17 protein-coding genes are annotated in these 16,760 nt (G+C 59.8%); 11 read left to right on the top strand and 6 right to left on the bottom strand.

From position 1 onward, the window contains the following. Positions 1 to 53: 53 nt before the first annotated feature. On the bottom strand, positions 54 to 323 hold the full coding sequence (locus HKK54_RS24835) for a PepSY domain-containing protein (RefSeq protein ID WP_010172920.1): 270 nt from the start codon (positions 321 to 323) through the stop codon (positions 54 to 56). Between the two features lie 151 nt (positions 324 to 474). Here HKK54_RS24835 and HKK54_RS24830 point away from each other — a divergent pair, with 151 nt between their 5' ends. Beyond that, complete coding sequence (locus HKK54_RS24830) at positions 475 to 1,470, top strand: FecR family protein (RefSeq protein ID WP_169388148.1); 996 nt, start codon at positions 475 to 477, stop codon at positions 1,468 to 1,470. A gap of 217 nt (positions 1,471 to 1,687) precedes the next feature. Here HKK54_RS24830 and HKK54_RS24825 read toward each other — a convergent pair whose 3' ends face one another. Then, positions 1,688 to 1,855 carry a hypothetical protein gene (locus tag HKK54_RS24825; RefSeq protein ID WP_169385832.1) on the bottom strand — a complete coding sequence of 56 codons (168 nt, stop codon included), beginning with the start codon at positions 1,853 to 1,855 and terminating at the stop codon, positions 1,688 to 1,690. Here HKK54_RS24825 and HKK54_RS24820 point away from each other — a divergent pair. From HKK54_RS24820 to HKK54_RS24795, 6 genes are all read left to right on the top strand, one after another. Then, entirely contained in the window at positions 1,791 to 2,237 is a 447-nt protein-coding gene (locus HKK54_RS24820) for a hypothetical protein (protein ID WP_169388147.1), read from the top strand. The two genes, HKK54_RS24825 and HKK54_RS24820, sit on opposite strands and share 65 nt — an antisense overlap. 1 nt (position 2,238) lies before the next feature. After that, positions 2,239 to 2,796 (top strand): adhesin, encoded by a 558-nt coding sequence (locus HKK54_RS24815; protein ID WP_169388146.1) that lies wholly within the window; start codon positions 2,239 to 2,241, stop codon positions 2,794 to 2,796. 79 nt (positions 2,797 to 2,875) lie between these two features. Further along, positions 2,876 to 3,559: a hypothetical protein gene (locus tag HKK54_RS24810; protein ID WP_010172929.1), complete on the top strand. Its 684-nt coding sequence runs from the start codon at positions 2,876 to 2,878 to the stop codon at positions 3,557 to 3,559. 61 nt (positions 3,560 to 3,620) lie between these two features. After that, the gene (locus HKK54_RS24805; RefSeq protein ID WP_169388145.1) at positions 3,621 to 4,301 is read left to right on the top strand and encodes a C39 family peptidase; all 681 of its coding nucleotides are present in this window, start codon (positions 3,621 to 3,623) and stop codon (positions 4,299 to 4,301) included. Positions 4,302 to 4,338: 37 nt separating this feature from the next. Continuing rightward, complete coding sequence (locus tag HKK54_RS24800) at positions 4,339 to 5,088, top strand: hypothetical protein (RefSeq protein ID WP_010172934.1); 750 nt, start codon at positions 4,339 to 4,341, stop codon at positions 5,086 to 5,088. Positions 5,089 to 5,137: 49 nt separating this feature from the next. Further along, on the top strand, positions 5,138 to 6,451 hold the full coding sequence (locus tag HKK54_RS24795) for an autotransporter domain-containing protein (RefSeq protein WP_010172936.1): 1,314 nt from the start codon (positions 5,138 to 5,140) through the stop codon (positions 6,449 to 6,451). Positions 6,452 to 6,516: 65 nt separating this feature from the next. Here the strand turns inward: HKK54_RS24795 and HKK54_RS24790 are convergent, their stop codons facing one another. After that, positions 6,517 to 7,845 (bottom strand): sigma-54 dependent transcriptional regulator, encoded by a 1,329-nt coding sequence (locus HKK54_RS24790; protein ID WP_010172939.1) that lies wholly within the window; start codon positions 7,843 to 7,845, stop codon positions 6,517 to 6,519. 341 nt (positions 7,846 to 8,186) lie between these two features. Between HKK54_RS24790 and HKK54_RS24785 the strand changes: the two genes are divergently transcribed. After that, positions 8,187 to 8,447: a hypothetical protein gene (locus HKK54_RS24785; RefSeq protein ID WP_010172941.1), complete on the top strand. Its 261-nt coding sequence runs from the start codon at positions 8,187 to 8,189 to the stop codon at positions 8,445 to 8,447. A 137-nt stretch (positions 8,448 to 8,584) separates the two neighbouring features. On the opposite strand, the gene HKK54_RS24780 is transcribed toward HKK54_RS24785, so the two are convergent. Genes HKK54_RS24780 through gnd form a run of 3 tightly spaced genes read right to left on the bottom strand, consistent with a single transcriptional unit; the run spans position 8,585 to position 11,933 of the window. Further along, complete coding sequence (locus HKK54_RS24780; protein ID WP_169388144.1) at positions 8,585 to 9,409, bottom strand: HAD family hydrolase; 825 nt, start codon at positions 9,407 to 9,409, stop codon at positions 8,585 to 8,587. Beyond that, the gene (zwf, locus tag HKK54_RS24775; RefSeq protein ID WP_169388143.1) at positions 9,406 to 10,929 is read right to left on the bottom strand and encodes a glucose-6-phosphate dehydrogenase; all 1,524 of its coding nucleotides are present in this window, start codon (positions 10,927 to 10,929) and stop codon (positions 9,406 to 9,408) included. The genes HKK54_RS24780 and zwf overlap by 4 nt, the downstream gene beginning before the upstream one ends. Continuing rightward, complete coding sequence (gene gnd, locus HKK54_RS24770) at positions 10,926 to 11,933, bottom strand: phosphogluconate dehydrogenase (NAD(+)-dependent, decarboxylating) (protein ID WP_272903154.1); 1,008 nt, start codon at positions 11,931 to 11,933, stop codon at positions 10,926 to 10,928. Before gnd ends, zwf begins: the two co-directional genes overlap by 4 nt. Before the next feature lie 244 nt (positions 11,934 to 12,177). On the opposite strand from gnd, the gene HKK54_RS24765 reads away from it, so the two are divergent. The 3 genes from HKK54_RS24765 (at position 12,178) to HKK54_RS24755 (ending at position 16,655) form a co-directional block, all read left to right on the top strand. Further along, complete coding sequence (locus HKK54_RS24765) at positions 12,178 to 12,354, top strand: DUF6026 family protein (protein ID WP_158000316.1); 177 nt, start codon at positions 12,178 to 12,180, stop codon at positions 12,352 to 12,354. Between the two features lie 152 nt (positions 12,355 to 12,506). Further along, complete coding sequence (locus HKK54_RS24760) at positions 12,507 to 14,249, top strand: phosphoethanolamine transferase CptA (protein ID WP_010172947.1); 1,743 nt, start codon at positions 12,507 to 12,509, stop codon at positions 14,247 to 14,249. Positions 14,250 to 14,405: 156 nt separating this feature from the next. Beyond that, on the top strand, positions 14,406 to 16,655 hold the full coding sequence (locus HKK54_RS24755; RefSeq protein ID WP_010172948.1) for a TonB-dependent siderophore receptor: 2,250 nt from the start codon (positions 14,406 to 14,408) through the stop codon (positions 16,653 to 16,655). Positions 16,656 to 16,760 lie beyond the last annotated feature (105 nt).

The following is a 16,760-nucleotide window of genomic DNA, read 5'->3' as shown; positions in this document are numbered from 1 at the left end:
GCACAGTCCTGCGCAGGCCCGGACCGGGTCTGCGCAGGTTCAATCAACGCGTATCAGTCTTTCTGGTCGCGCAACACGTTGCCTGAGGCGCCGTCGATGCGGAACTCATAGACGATGCCATCGGACTTGCGCCCTTCCCCTTCCCAGTAGCCATCGTTGTCGGCTTCGATTTTGTAGATCTCGATATAACCGGCCTTCGTCTTGGCGGTCTCGATGGCTTTTTCGATGGTGATCCAGCCCGCACCGGGCTTGTCGGCCAAGGCAGCACCGGCACTGAGCAAGGCAGAGGTTGCAACGAGGGCGGCTAACGTTTTCTTCAACATTTTCGTACTCCATTGAGGGAAAGAATGTGACCTGTCCTGATTTTTAGGGCCTTGCAGACGAGAATTAGTTCCAATTGATGTTCATTCGCCATGATGGCTGTTCTCCCGGTCCTGCTGTGGAGGTTAGAATGTGCGAAATCAGGATGAGTTAATGACAGATAAGTCCCTTTCAGAAGCCGAATACGACGCCATCACCGATGCCGCTGCGCACTGGTGCATGCGCATGCATGCGGGTGACTGCACGACGGTCGAGCGCCAGGCCTTCGAGCAGTGGCACGATGCGCACCCACTGCACGCCTTCGAATATGCGGCCATGCTGGAAATCTGGGACGTTGCCGATCACCTGCCACGCAGTGCGCCGGCGCCTGTGGTGGTGCAGTTGAAGCCTCGCAGCCGTTTAAACCATTACGCGGTGGCCGCAGCAATCTGCCTGGTGGCGTTGCCACTGGCGGCCTTCACCGGCTGGGAAGCCGGTTGGCTGCCCAGCTCATACAAACATTACGAAGCCGAAAACACCCTGCGCCAGGTCATCCTGGACGATGGCAGCCAGGTGGAGCTGAACCTGGGCACCGAACTGGTCTACAGCAATTACAAGGACCAGCGCCGGGTCATCCTGAAAAAGGGCGAGGCGTTTTTCAACGTCAGCCATGACCCGCAACACCCGTTTATCGTGCACGCCGGCGACGGCCAGGTTCGGGTGACCGGCACCCAGTTCAACGTCTGGAAATACGAAGACCACGTACGGGTCATGCTGCTGCAAGGCTCGGTGCTGGTGACCAGTGACGACGTCCACAGCGGCCTGCGCCTGTCCCCCGGGATGCAGGCCAGTTACAGCCACGGTGACGCCAGCCCCCAGGCCCAGCCGATTGCCCCGGGCGACACCGCCCTGGCCTGGCGTGACGGCAAACTGATCCTCGACAACCTGGCCCTGGCCGACGCGTTGCCGCTGATCAACCGCTACCTGAGCAAACCCGTGATGTTGGCCGACGCCGGCACCGGCGCGATTCGCATTGGCGGCATCTACAACATCAACGAGGTGTCCAACCTCGTCCCCTCCCTGCCCAAGGTGCTGCCGGTCTACCTGACCCAGAACCAGGACGGCAACCCCGTGCTCAATTCCATTCCGCGTAAAACCCCGAAAAGCTGACCTTCGCTCCAGGGGACTGCGCCCTCCTCCCCTGGCACCCTGCGCCTTTAACTGTCCACTTTTGAAACACTTGCACCGGCTGAGCTGACAGCCGGCTGCGGACTGCCGGGTTTGTGACGCCCGCTGTTTCATCCCTGAGACACCTGCCGAGCGGGTTGCACACGTGCCGGTTGTCTCACTTCTGGAACACATCCTGCCTGCACAGCCTTCGCTGCGTTCATAACGTGTTGAATCCGTTCATAAAATCAAAAGCGGCACAGCTCCTGCTCTCTTCCTGACAGCGCTGTTTAGGGTCAGCGCCAAGAATAAGGAACGCCGTCGTGAAGACACTTAATCCAGGCTCATTGAGCCTTCTGCTGATCAGCTGCGTATTGAGTACCAGCATGAGCCTTCCAGTGCTCGCGGCAGGCGACGGTGTGATCGTGATTCAGCGCACCGTCCAGGGCCACATGGCGGGCCGCACTGCCGGCGTCGATCCCAACCCCGTCACCGTCAATGCCAATGCGGCGCCACAGATTCTGCGTGCCACCAATGAGCTGAGCGATAACGACTACGCGAACATCAGCAGCGGCTCCAGTATCACTCGCGCCATTTTGCCTGGCGGCAACCTTCCCGGCTTGACCAACAACGGCGGCGGCGTGGGCCTCGGTGCAGGCGCAGCAGCCGGCCATGGTGGCGGTTCCAGCCTCTCCGGCCAGATCAACGGCTCAATCTCCCGTGGCATGGCTCCCTTGAACAATATCGGCGCCATGATGGGAGGCCAGTGAGATGAACCATTCCTGGTTGTTCCTCGCGATCCTGGCCAGCTCAGCAGCCATGGCTGACAACAGCGCAGTGATCGACAACTCCGGCACCCAATACAACGGAATTATCTCGATCAACCAGGCAGCCGGTGATCAGCAGCAGCAAATCAACAGCCGCGCGATTTCAGCCGGCACCAACACCCAGGCTGGCGGCTCCATCAGCCAGACCATCGGCGGCGCACCTGCCGACCGCTCCCAGAACGCCAAGGTGGCGATCCAGGGCAACTCTTTCAGCAATGGCAACGGTGTACTGGGCGTCAACCAGTCGGCCGGGGCCAACAACCAGATGATCAATGCGGTGCGGATCAGCGTGAATGCTGGCCCGCAAAGCATCGACGACAGCGTCATGTCGCAACAGAACGTGGCGCTGTCACCAAACTCAGGGTTCACCTCTACCACTGGCAGCCGCCAGGTCGTCACAAGCGACCAGGCCTTCACCGGCAGCCGTGGAGTGGTACAGGTGAATCAGAGTGCCGGGGTGGGGAACCGCATGGCTAACGCCCTGAATGTGCAAATCCAATGATTCATTGGAGCTAGAAGCTGGACCGTACCAACACTTAACCAACTAATTAGAAGCAAGGGGAAATACCATGAAAACTACAATGGCTCTTAAACCACTGGCGTTCGCTCTCGCTGCAATCATGGCTGCCGCCGCACATGCCAACCCACCTACTGCCGTGGTAGCCGCCGTTTCCGACGCGCAATCGAGCAACCACAATGGCGTGCTCAACCTGGGCACCCAGAACAACGCATCGGCCAACAACTCGTTGAACGGCAGCAGCGGCAACGCCCAGGCCAACATCGCAGCCGGTGATGGCAACCAACAAGACAACCAGACCGCCATCGCGGCCGGTGACGCAGATGCCGTGTTTGCCCTGGGTACCATTACCCAAGACAACCACAACAACATCTCGGTGCAAGTGGCTACCCACAACAACGCTTCGCTCAACAACTCGGCCAACGGCAGCTCCGGCAACCTGGGCGTGAACGCGACCGCAGGCAACTTCAACCAACAGAAAAACCAACTGGCTATTTCCTCGGCCAAGGGTGCTGCTGCTGCCGCATCGAGCAACACCACGCAAACCAGCGTGGACAACGCCTACCTGAACACCGTGGCCACTCAGTCTGGCCCATGGGGTAGCCACACCTACCTGCCTGTCGTGAACAACGCCAGCGCCAACAACTCGCTTAATGGCTCTTCGGGCAACCTGGGCGCCAACATTTCTGCAGGTGTGGGCAATCAGCAAGGCAACACCACTGTGATCTCCTCTGGCGTGCGCTTCTGATTCAACGGGGCCTTGGCAACAAGGCCCCTTTTTATTCCAGTGTCCTCCAGGCCATTCGATCATGCGGATCATCACCCTCACCTTCCTGTTACTGCTCACCGGCCCGACTTGGGCAGGGCAAATGGCGATTGCTGCCATGCCCGGCGGTGGCGTGATCTTCAAGAAGGTCGAGAGCATCCGTGAACGCAAGTTCGCCAACCTGGTGGAACAGAAAACCGATTTCAGCTGCGGTGCCGCCGCCCTGGCCACCATCCTGCGCCAGGCCTACTGGATGGATGTGGATGAAGACCACATCATCAAGGGCATGCTGGTCAACGCCGATCAGGACCTGGTACGCACCCAGGGCTTCTCCATGCTGGACATGAAGCGCTACCTGGAAAGCATCGGCATGCGCGCCCGGGGTTACCGGATTAACGCAGACACCCTGCTCACGGTGAAAATCCCGGTGGTGGTGCTGCTGGAGATCCGCGGCTACAAGCACTTCGTGGTGATGCAGCGCGCCGACAAAGACTGGGTCTACATCGGCGATCCGGTGCTGGGCCACAAGCGTTACGCCCGTGATGACTTCGTCAAAGGCTGGAATGGCATCGTCTTCGCCGTACTGGGCGAAGGCTACGACAAGACCAACGTGCTGCTTGATCCGCCCACCCCGCTGACCGCGAAAAACAGGATCAATGAATTCAGTCCGGTCCGGGACAGTGAATTGATGGATTTCGGTTTTATCCAGAGCGACTTCTTCTAGAAGCGCAATAAGGGGCAGGATGCTCCAGGAGCAAACGATGAACACTTACCGTTGGCTGACGGTCATGTGCCTGGCAGCCTCAATGCCCGCTTATGCGTCATCGGTGTTCAAGCCGATTGAAATAAAGGACTCGGAACTGGCTGACTTGCGTGGTCGCTATGTGATGCCGGGCCGGATCATCAGTTTCGGGATTGTAATGAGCAGTACCTGGACCAATGCCGCCGGCGACAGCGTCACCGGCTCGGCCAGCATGAACGTCAACGCCTCGACCATCACTCCGCAGTTTTATGTGCAGGTCACCGACAGCCCCACTAAAGTCTCGCCCAACCAGCCCAATGGCACGGGCACCGTCGTCGGTGGTGCCGGACTGGGCTCTGGCCAGGGCGTGACACAAAGTGTGCGCGCTGCCGGCGACGGCAACACCGCCAGCAACAACGTCAATATCAACGTGAACCAGAACGGTTTGTCACCGGCCAACGTCGTGCAATCCGGGCAAGCGCTGGTGGCAGGCCAACCGATTACCGGCAGCACCGGTGCCGGTCAGGTTACCGTTTCGGCGGCCAATGGCGGGCTGCAAATGGCGATCCTGGCCAACAACAACCAGGGCAATGCCTTGCAGCAGATTGGCGGCGGGAATGTTCTGCAGGGCACGGTTTTGCAGGGTAACAGCAACTTTGTCAGCAACATGACGCAGCTCAACGTGGTACTGGGCAATAACGGTTTGAACAATTTGGGGCAGAACCTCAACCTGAATCAACTCAGGGGCCTACGCGCTAACGGTTATTGAACTACGCTGTGCCTCGACACTAGTGCAATAGAAAGGGACGGCTTATTTCATGCATCGATCGCTATCGTTACGTGCCGTAATTTGTTTAAGCACGCTCCTGCCCGCATCTATGTTGTATGCCGCGCCGGACACCGATATAGACACGTTGAAAAAGGAATTGCTGGAGCTCAAGCAACGCTACGAAGTGCAGCAAAAAGCACTGGCGGTGCTGGAACAACGGGTGCGCCAGGTTGAGGAGCAGCCGGTGGCCCCGCCCCCCAAACGCCTGGCCAAATCCCCGGCGGACTTCCAGAAAGGCGGCACTACCGTGGCCGGCAACACGCCGCGTACCGGCGCCGCTGCGGCCTCGGGCGGTGCAGCCGGTGGCGCCTCCTACGGCCAATCCCTCAAGGATGATTCGGCCCCGGCGCAAAGCGTGAGCAACCTGTACAACGAGGCCAGCGGCTTCTTTGGCAACGGCAAGTTCAGCTTTGAAACCGGCGTCACCTATTCGCGCTACGACGCTCGCCAGTTGACCCTCAACGGCTTTCTGGCACTGGACTCGATCTTCCTTGGCAACATCAACCTGGACCGGATCAAGTCGGATAACTGGACCCTCGACCTCACGGGCCGCTACAACCTCGACAACCGCTGGCAATTCGACGTGAACGTGCCGGTGGTGTACCGCGAGTCGACTTACCAGTCCGGCGGCGCCAACGGCGGCAGCGGCACGGCGACCTCGGAACAGTCGGTCACCCGCGACCCGACTATCGGCGACATCAACTTCGGGATTGCCTACAAGTTCCTCGACGAAAGCGTCAACCTGCCGGATGCGGTGGTGTCGGTGCGGGTCAAGGCGCCCACCGGCGAAGACCCATTCGGCATCAAGCTGGTCCAATCATCAAGCAATACCAACCTCTTCGTACCGGAAAGCCTGCCGACCGGCAACGGCGTATGGTCGATCACGCCGGGGATCTCGCTGGTCAAGACTTTCGACCCGGCGGTACTGTTTGGCTCGCTGTCGTATACCCACAACTTCGAGGACTCGTTCAGCGATATCAGCTCTCAGGTTGGCCAGAAAACCCCCGGCAAAGTGCAGTTGGGCGACAGCTTCCAGATCGGCGCAGGCGTGGCGTTTGCGTTGAACGAGAAGATGAGTATGTCGTTCTCGGTGTCCGACCTGGTGCAACGCAGGAGCAAGCTCAAGCCGGATGGCGGCGACTGGCAGTCGGTGGTTTCCAGCGACGCCAACGCGGGTTACTTCAACGTCGGCATGACGATTGCGGCATCCGACAACCTGACGATCGTGCCGAACCTGGCGATCGGGATCACACCGGATGCACCGTCGTTCAGCTTCAGCCTGAAGTTCCCGTATTACTTTTAAGGCATGACAACGGGAAAAGCCCCGCAACGATAAGGGTCGTTGCGGGGCTTTTCGGTTTACCCGCCCTAGCGGATCTGGTGTTTGTGCAGCAACCGGTAGAACGTTGGCCGGGAAACCCCCAGCACACGGGCCGCGACACTCAGGTTGTCGCTGTGCCGGTTGAGCACATCGCACAGCGCCTGACGTTCGGCGCGGTGCTTGTAATCTTCCAGTGTAGCCATCGGCAGCGCGATTGCCTGCTGGCTTTGCAGTCCCAGATCAACGGCCTCGATCTGCCGCCCTTCAGCCAGTACCAGGCCACGCCGCACGCGGTTGGCCAATTCCCGCACATTGCCCGGCCAGCCGTGCTCGCCCATGGCCACCAGCGCGTCTTCGCTGAAGCTGCGCGGGCGGCGGCCGGTTTCCTGGCTGTAGAAGTGTGAGAAATGGTTGGCCAGCATCGCCACATCGCCATGGCGCTCGCGCAACGGCGCGGTCACCACTTGCAGGACGTTGAGCCGGTAATACAAGTCTTCACGAAAGGTGCCCTTTTCAACCGCAGCTTCCAGGTCCACGTGGGTGGCGGCCAGCACCCGTACGTCCACGGGAATCGGTTGGCTGCCGCCGACGCGCTCGATCTGTTTCTCCTGGAGAAAGCGCAGCAGGTTGGCTTGCAGCTCCATGGGCAAGTCGCCGATTTCATCGAGAAACAACGTGCCGCCATGCGCCGCCTCGATCCGCCCGACCTTGCGCTGATGGGCGCCGGTAAAGGCGCCTTTCTCATGGCCAAACAGTTCGGACTGGATCAGGTGCTCAGGGATCGCCCCGCAATTGATCGCCACAAACGGCTTGGCATGGCGCTGGGACTGGCGGTGCAAGGTGCGGGCGACCAATTCCTTGCCGGTGCCGCTGTCGCCACGAATCAACACCGGGGATTCAGTGGGCGCCAGTTTGGCGAGCAGTTTGCGCAGTTCGCGGATGGGGCGGCTGTCGCCCAGCAGTTCGTGTTCCGGCTGGCCGGCTGGCGCGTTGTTGCCTTTGCCCCGTAGGCGCGCCATGCCGAAGGCGCGGCCCAGGGTGACCTGCACCCGTGACACATCAAACGGCAGGGTATGGAAATCGAAAAACCATTCGCAGACAAAATCGCCGACATTCTGCAGCCGCAGCACTTCCTGGTTAAGCACGGCAATCCACTCGGTGCCGCTGCGGCTGATCAGCTCCTTGACCGCTTCGGGGCGTTCCAGGTGAAACGGCTGCAGGCGCAACAATCCCACGTCACAGGAGCGCTCACCCACGGCCTCCAGGGCACAGCTGTCCACGTCCCACCCCGCCGCGCGCAAACCGGGCAACAGCCGATGGCAGTCATCACAGGGATCGACCACAAGCAGGCGGCGCTGGGCAGGTGTAACAATCATGACTATTCCTTGGCGTCAAAATCGTTAAAGTTATTTAAAAACAGCTATTTGGAAAGTCTGTTGGTAACCCTAGCAAGATCTTGACGCGGCCTTTGTATCGATTCGCTATAAGTCGTGGGCAAACCGCGCTTTTCCGTTACGGCCCTGCGGTCAATTGTCGCGGCGTAACTTTCATGAAGCTTTCAAAATAGCCCCTTACATGACATTAATCAGGGAAAGTTGAAAAATCTTCTTCTAACATGTGACCCGTACCCGGTGATCGTGCATCAGTACAAGTAACCAGTCGTCAGGCACGCCCAACCAACGACTTCACTTGAATGGGCATTTAGAGAGAAGACCCCATGAACGCCCCGCTCCGCATCAACGAAGCTCTTTTGATCGCAGACCGTGCCTTCCAGCCCTTTCAATGTGTGGCCTGGCACGACGGCAACGGCGCCCTGAGCCTGAGCGTCATCGACCGCACCAATACCCGCATCGGCAGCAAGCAGCTGTCTTCCAGCACTTATTCCGATCCGGCGCAGCTTGAGAACTTGCTGTTGCAAGCCCGCGCCGAACTCGACAAAGATGGCTATCAGTTGCAATCCTGGGCGATGCCCAAGTAACTGAAACTGGCGTTGGGCGGCACAAGAAAGTATGCCGCCCGACGACGCAGTATATTGACTGGAAATAACAGGGATGCGCAGCCAGCCATGCAAGTTGCAACTTTGCATAGCTGACTACTTATTACTGTGTTTGCCAATCAATAGGCCGAGAGAATAAACCGCTCTATGGCTTCCGCCGCGCCGTCATCGACATTACTGCCCGTGACGACGCTGGCCTGGCGCTTGACCACTTCTTCGGCCTGGCCCATGGCAATCGACAACCCGGCCACGTGAAACATCGCCGGATCGTTGCCTCCATCACCAATCACTGCCGTCTGCTCCAGCGGCACACCCAGGTGCGCCGCCAGGGTTTTCAAGGCTTCGCCCTTGTTGGCCTTCATCGCCGTCACGTCCAGAAATACCGGCTGCGAGCGTGAGACCTGCGCCAATCCTTCGACTCTCGGCTGCAACTGCGCTTCAAGCTCCATCAGCAGTGGGGTGTTGGTGCTGGCTGCCACAATTTTGTCGACCCGATCCAGAAACGGCTCGAAACTCTCCACCACGATCGGCCCGTAGCCCAGGCCGTGTTCCTCGCGAACCGCCATCGGTCCGCCAGGATCACGGCGCAGCCAGTCACCGTCGGCAAACAGCCAGACTTCCACGTCCGGCTGCGGCGTAAACAAGGCCAAGGCCACCAGCGCGGCTTCGGCCGGCAAGTGATGCGCCACCAGAATACTGCCGTCCGGGTTGACCAGCGTGCCGCCATTAAAGCCGGCAATGGGCACATCAACACCCAGCGCCTCGACCTGCTGACGCATGGCCTTCGGCGGCCGCCCGCTGGCCAGGCTGAAAAACACTCCGGCAGCGCGCAAGGCGCGAACCGTATCGATGGTGCGTTGGCTGAGGCTGTGATCGGGATGCAGCAACGTGCCGTCCATATCACTCAGGACAAACCGGATGGGTTGGCTCGGCAAGTCACTCATCCGAGGCTGTGCCACGTTCGGCCATCGCGGGCCAGCAACGCATCAGCCGCCGCCGGGCCATCTTCACCCGCCTTGTAGGCCTGGATACCGTCATCCTGCTTCCACGCATCGAGGAATGGTTGCACCGCACGCCAGCCGTTTTCGATGTTGTCGGCGCGCTGGAACAAGGTCTGGTCGCCGGTCATGCAGTCGTAGATCAGGGTTTCGTAACCCGTCGACGGCTGCATCTCGAAGAAGTCCTTGTAGGCAAAACCCAACTCGACGTTGGCCATGTCCAGGGTCGGCCCGGGCTTTTTCGCCAACAGGTCGAACCACATGCCTTCATTGGGCTGGATCTGGATCTTCAGGTACGTCGGCTTGAGTTCATCGACCTCGGTATCCCGGAACTGCGCGTAAGGCGCCGGCTTGAAGCAGATGATGATCTCAGTGTCGCGGATGCTCATCCGTTTGCCGGTGCGCAGGTAGAACGGCACGCCGACCCAGCGCCAGTTGTCGATCAGTACCTTGAGGGCGACGAAGGTCTCGGTGCTGCTGTCTGGCGCAACGTTGGCCTCTTCACGGTACCCCGGCAGTTGCTTGCCGGCGACTTCACCGGCGGTGTACTGGCCGCGAACCGAGTTGGCGCGTGCGTCTTCCAGCGACCAGGGCCGTATGGCCCCGATCACCTTGGCCTTCTCACCCCGCACCGCATCGGCGCCAAAGGCGGCCGGCGGTTCCATGGCGATCATCGCCAGCAACTGGAACAGGTGGTTGGGCACCATGTCCCGCAAGGTGCCGGTGTGTTCGAAGAAGCTGCCCCGGGTTTCCACGCCAACGGTTTCGGCAGCGGTAATCTGCACGTGGTCGATGTAGTGGTTGTTCCAGAACGCCTCGAACAGCACGTTGGAAAAACGGCTGATCAGGATGTTCTGGACGGTTTCCTTGCCCAGGTAATGGTCGATGCGATAGATCTGCTTCTCGCTCATCACCTTGAGCAGGCAGGCGTTCAGCGCTTCGGCGGTGGCGAGGTCGGAGCCGAACGGCTTCTCGATCACCACCCGGCGGAACGCCTCCGGGGTTTCTTCCAGCAAGCCGGCCGCGCCGAGGCGCTGCACCACTTCGGCGAAGAAGCGCGGCGCCGTGGCGAGGTAGAACACCGCGTTGCCGGTGCCGCTGTCGGCAATCTTCTTGCCGATATCGGCGTAGGTGCTGTCGTCGAGGAAGTCTCCCTCGACGTAGCTGATGCCTTTGGCCAACTGGTCCCACAACACAGGGTCCAGCGCATTCTCGGCATTACCCTTGACCTTGCTGGCGGCCTCGGTGCGAATGAAGTCCTCGAGTTTCTTGGCGAAATCGGCGTCGCTGATGGCGTTGTGATCAACGCCCACAATGCGCAAACCGTTGCCCAGCAGCCCGTCGCGACTGAGGTTGTACAGCGCCGGCATCAGCAGGCGCTTGACCAAATCACCATGGGCACCAAACAGAAACAGTGTGGTGGGCGGAGCAGGTTCGGCCTTGGGTTTCTTGCCGTTAGCGGTCATTTTTTGGGAGTCTCCACATGGCCGCCAAAGCCGAAGCGCATGGCAGAAAGCATTTTGTCACCGTAGGTGCTTTGCTGGCGCGAGCGGAAACGCGCGAACAGCGAGTTCGACAGCACCGGTACCGGCACCGATTGCTCCATCGCGGCTTCGATGGTCCAGCGGCCTTCGCCACTGTCGGCAACCGAGCCGGAATAACCGTCGAGCTTCGGATCGGTAGCCAGTGCATCGGCGGTCAGGTCCAGCAGCCAGGACGACACCACGCTGCCACGGCGCCAGACTTCGGCGATATCGGCAACGTTGAGGTCGAACCGCTGGTCTTCCGGCAGGTTTTCCGAATTCTTGGTCTTGAGGATGTCGAAGCCTTCGGCGAAGGCCTGCATCATCCCGTATTCGATACCGTTATGGATCATCTTGACGAAGTGCCCGGAACCGGCTGGGCCCGCGTGGATGTAACCACGCTCGGCACGGCTGTCCGCTGTGGCAGAACGGTCTTTGGTGCGCGGGATGTTGCCCAGGCCAGGTGCCAGGCTTTCGAAGATCGGGTCCAGGCGCTGAACGGTCTCGGCGTCGCCACCGATCATCATGCAGTAGCCGCGCTCCAGGCCCCAGACGCCGCCGGACGTGCCGACGTCGACATAGTGCAGGCCTTTTTCCGACAAGGTCTTGGCCCGGCGGATGTCATCCTTATAGAAAGTGTTGCCGCCGTCGATGATCACGTCACCGTCTTCCAGCAATTGGCTCAATTCTTCAATGGTGTGCTCGGTCGGGTCGCCCGCCGGCAGCATCACCCAGATCGCCCGGGGTTTTTGCAGCCCGGCCACCAGGCCCTTCAGATCCGCAACGCCGGTGGCGCCCTCGCCTGCCAGCCCTTTTACGAATGCTTCATTGCGGTCGTAAACCACGGTGGTATGCCCATTGAGCATCAGGCGCCGCGCAATGTTGCCACCCATGCGGCCTAGTCCAATAATCCCCAGTTGCATGTGCTGATGCTCCTTACTACGAATAAATGTGTGTCACAGTTTATAGCGCAATGAGGCTAATGAGGGTTAGTCCAGAGCGGATTGGCATAGTTTCATGACAAAAAGTGGCCATGCTTTAGCCTTCAGTGGGAAAAAAGTCACAACGACCATCAAAAATAAAAAAGTTCCCTTCGTTAAAAAAAGAATTCAGAATTGCACCGACTGTTGCCGAGAGCCTCGAATCAAGCGCTCTGGCAGCGCGATACACCCGCCATTTGCGAGGTAAGCAATGAGCACTGCACACATGACCCGCCCGCCACAGACCCTCTATGTCAGCATCCGCCGCGATGAATTACGCCAGTTGAAAGACGAGCGCGACCAACTGCAACAGGAAGTCATGCGTCTGCGCTCGCACTTGCAAGGGCAGCTCAATCAGCCGTCCGGCACCCAGCCCGCCCTTTGCTGAACGTGAGCTGAACGAACCGTTCAGGAATAACTCACGAAGTTTTCACATCCCCCTCCCGATACTCCCGCCGAATAGGGCCGCGCCACGTGCGCAGGCCCTCTGTTGCGTGCGTCCCTGCGCGTCGACTGACATTTACCGGGTTGGAGCGCTGGATGGCGATGTTCAAACGCAGCACTACGTCTGCGAAAGGTTTTGATTGGGCCGGCCTCGGCTGGATGTTCCTGTTCTTCTGGTACTTCTCGGGTATTACCCAACTGCTGATCCAACTGACCGGCACCTCCGGCTTCAGCGGTTTCCGCCAGGCATTTTTCATGAGCGCCCTGTGGCTGGCGCCGATGCTGTTGTTTCCCCGTCGCGCGCGCCTGGTGGCAGCGGTGATTGGCGTGGTGCTGTGGGCCTGCTCCATGGCCAGCCTGGGTTATTTCTTCATCTACCAGCAGGAATTCTCCCAAAGCGTCATCTTCATCATGTTCGAGTCGAACATCTCTGAAGCCGGTGAATACGCCACTCAATACTTTGCCTGGTGGATCGTGTTGGCGTTCATTGCCCACACTGCCATGGCCGTTTTCCTGTGGACCCGCGTACGCCCGGTGTACCTGCCACGCGGCCAGGCGATGCTTGCGGCCACGGCGATTGTGATTGCCATCGTCGGTTACCCGTTGGTCAAGCAGATCGCCAAGAGCGAGACCATGGAACTGGCCATCGACCGCTTCGAAACCCGCATCGAGCCGGCCGTGCCATGGCAGATGATCGTTGCCTACCGCCGCTACACCGAACAACTGGACAACATGCAAGGCATGCTGACCAGCGCCAGCAAGATCCCGCCCCTGACCAACCTCAAGGACAGCATGGCCGGCCAGCCATCGACCCTGGTGCTGGTGATTGGTGAGTCCACCAACCGTCAGCGCATGAGCCTGTACGGCTACCCGCGCAACACCACGCCGGAACTGGACAAACTGCGCGACCAACTGGCGGTGTTCGACAACGTGATCACCCCGCGCCCCTACACCATCGAAGCGCTGCAACAGGTGCTGACCTTTGCCGACGAAGAAAACCCCGACCTGTACCTCAAGACTCCGTCCATCGTCAGCGTGATGAAGCAGGCCGGCTACAAGACCTTCTGGATCACCAACCAGCAGACCATGACCAAGCGCAACACCATGCTCACGACCTTTTCCGAACAGGCCGACGAACAGGTGTACCTCAACAACAACCGCAACCAGAACGCCCGCCAGTACGACGGCGACGTGCTGGAGCCGTTCGCCAAGGCGATGTCTGACACCGCCGAACGCAAATTCATCGTGGTGCACCTGCTGGGCACCCACATGAGCTACCAGTACCGCTACCCGCCGACCTTCGACAAGTTCACCGATCGCCAGGGCGTGCCTGACGGGGTCAGCGACGCGCAGTTGCCGACCTACAACAGCTACGACAATGCGGTGCTGTACAACGATTTCGTGGTGTCGAGCCTGATCAAGGACTACGCCAAGACTGACCCTAACGGCTTCCTGCTGTACCTCTCCGACCACGGTGAAGACGTGTTCGACTCGGCCGGCCACAGCACCCTGGGCCGCAACGAAGCCAAGCCGACAGCACCGATGTACACCATTCCGTTCATGGCCTACGCCTCGCCCAAGTGGCGCGAAAGCCATGACTGGAGTTTTGCCGGTGACTTGCAGCGGCCTTACAGCAGCTCGCAGCTGATTCATACCTGGGCCGACATGGCAGGGTTGAGCTTTGACGAACTGGACCACAGCAAGAGCCTGGTCAGTGACAGCTTCAAGCCTCGACCGCGTTTGATTGGCGATCCGTATGCGCGCCAGCAAAAGCCCCTGATTGACTTCAGCCTGATCAAGCCCAAGCAAACGGACGCCGCCAACGTGGTCGTCAAGTAGCTTGAATAGCCCCGGGTTTCATCCGTGCAACGCGGTGAAACCCGACTTGCCAGCAACGCCAAGATAATAGTTATTCTCGTTTAGCGCTAAACTTCCTCGCCTCTTTTCGTCTTTGAGCCAATGGCATTTTTCATAGACGACAAGGAGTTCGCCGCGATGTTTGCGCCTATTACCCGTTCCATGACCTTGACCCTGGGCCTTTTCAGCGTGGTGCTGAGCCCGGACCTGCTGGCTGAAAACGATCCCGAACAGGAATCACACACACCGGCCAAAGCCCTGGAGCTGGGCAGCACCAGCATCACCGCCCAGGGCCTGGGCGCCACCACCGAGCACACCGGCGCCTACACCACCGGCGCGATGAGCACGGCCACCAAGTTGAACCTGTCCATCAAGGAAACACCGCAGTCGGTCTCGGTGATCACCCGCCAACAGATGGATGATTTCAACCTCAACACCCTGACCGAGGTCATGCGCCAGACCACCGGCGTGGCGGTACAGCACCTGGACTCCGACCGGGTCAGCTACTCCTCCCGCGGCTACGAGATCAACAATTTCCAGGTTGACGGCATGCTCAACACCTTCGGCCGTATGAAGTCCGACGCCGACACCATCATCTATGACCGGGTCGAGGTGGTACGCGGCGCCACCGGCCTGACGACCGGCGCCGGCGATCCCTCGGCCACCGTGAACATGGTGCGCAAACGCCCGACCGCCCAGTGGCAGGCCAAGGCGGGTGTCAGTGGTGCCTCCCATGACGATTACTACAGCTACCTGGACGTTGGCGGGCCCCTGGCGTTTGATGGGCGCCTGCGGGGCCGTACGGTGCTCGCCTACCGCGACAGCCAGTCCTATCGCGACAACTACGCGCTGCAACGGGAAGTCGGCTACGGCATCCTCGAGGGCGACCTCACCGACGACACGGTGCTGGCGGTGGGCTTCGATTACCAGAACAAACACGTGCAGGGCACCGCGTGGGGCACCTTGCCCTACTGGAACAGCGATGGCAGCAAAGCCAAGTTGCCCCGCTCCGCCAACATCGCGGCCAACTGGAGTTCCTGGCCGCTGAAAGATGAAACCACCTTCGCCACCCTCGACCACCGGCTGGCCGGCGACTGGCACCTGAAGGCCGCCTACACCCACCGCGAAAGCGACACCGACGGCAAGGTCTACTACGGCGGCTCAGGCTTTCCCAACGCCGACCGCAGTGGCATGACTGCCTGGACCAGCCACATGCTGGGCACCTCGAAAATGGACGTGGTGGACGTGAACCTGGCGGGTTCCTATTCCCTGCTGGGCCGTGAACACGAGTTGATGGTGGGTTACGGCGAATCCGAGCAACGTGATTCTTCGCCACACCTGCGCGACGGGCCGGTGCCCAAGGGCTACACCAGCATCGACGACTGGAAGCACCTGGGCGGGATCGGCAAATTCCCTGACGCCAATACCGGCCTCAAGGGCGAACAAGGCAGCACCCGGCAAAAGGCCGGTTACCTGGCCACCCGCCTGAGCCTGACCGACCGCTTGCATGCCGTACTGGGCAGTCGCTATGGCAGTTGGGAGATCGAAAGCACCACGTATAACTATGACAAGGACACCGACCAGTACCTCGGCGCGACAAAGTCCAGCCAGACCCACAATGACATGTGGACCCCTTACGCCGGCCTGCTCTACGACCTGACCCCGGAGTACACCGTCTACGCCAGCTACACCGATATCTTCAACCCGCAAAGCGAACGCGACGCCAGCAAGAAATACCTGGAGCCGGTGGTGGGCAGCAACTACGAGGTGGGCCTCAAGGGCAGCCTGCTGGAGGAACGCCTGAACCTGGCGGCCGCGTACTTCTGGAGCAAACAAGACAACGTCGCGGAACTGGACAGCACCGCGCAACCGGACACGGAGACCGGCGAGCAGTTTTACAAATCCGGCGGCAAAGGCAACAAAGTGCAAGGCTTCGAGGTAGAAGTCTCCGGAGAGGTGCGCCCCGACTGGAACCTGACCGCCGGCTACACCTACACCCATTCCCTGAATGGTGAGAAACAGCGCAACAACACCAACCTGCCGATGAACCTGCTACGCGTTTCCACGGCCTATCGCCTGCCCGGCGAATGGCACGCCCTCACCGTCGGCGGCGCGGTGAACTGGCAGAGCGACTTCTACGACTTTGCCTACCGCCCGGTGGGCCGGGACACCAGTGGAACACTGATCAGGGAGCGCACACGGATCACCCAGCAGGCCTATACCGTGGTCAACTTGATGTCCCGCTACCAGTTCGACGACCATTTGTCGGCGTCACTTAATATCAACAACCTATTTGATAAAAAATATTACGAGCGCGTCGGCTTTTACAATGGCGTGTATTGGGGAGACCCGCGTTCCATCAGCGTTGCACTTGATTGGAAGCTCTGATTTCATAGCTGCGACAGATTGGAAGTTAACGAAATCGTTAACTTCCGGTCAGCCCGAGGTTAACCCTTACTTAATATGATTGGCCCACAGTCTCCCCATCCCGCC

It is taken from the genome of Pseudomonas sp. ADAK13, assembly GCF_012935715.1.
Taxonomy (GTDB): Bacteria; Pseudomonadota; Gammaproteobacteria; order Pseudomonadales; family Pseudomonadaceae; genus Aquipseudomonas.
Note: the sequence above shows the minus strand (reverse complement) of the source record. Positions and strands in the feature narration are given on the sequence as shown.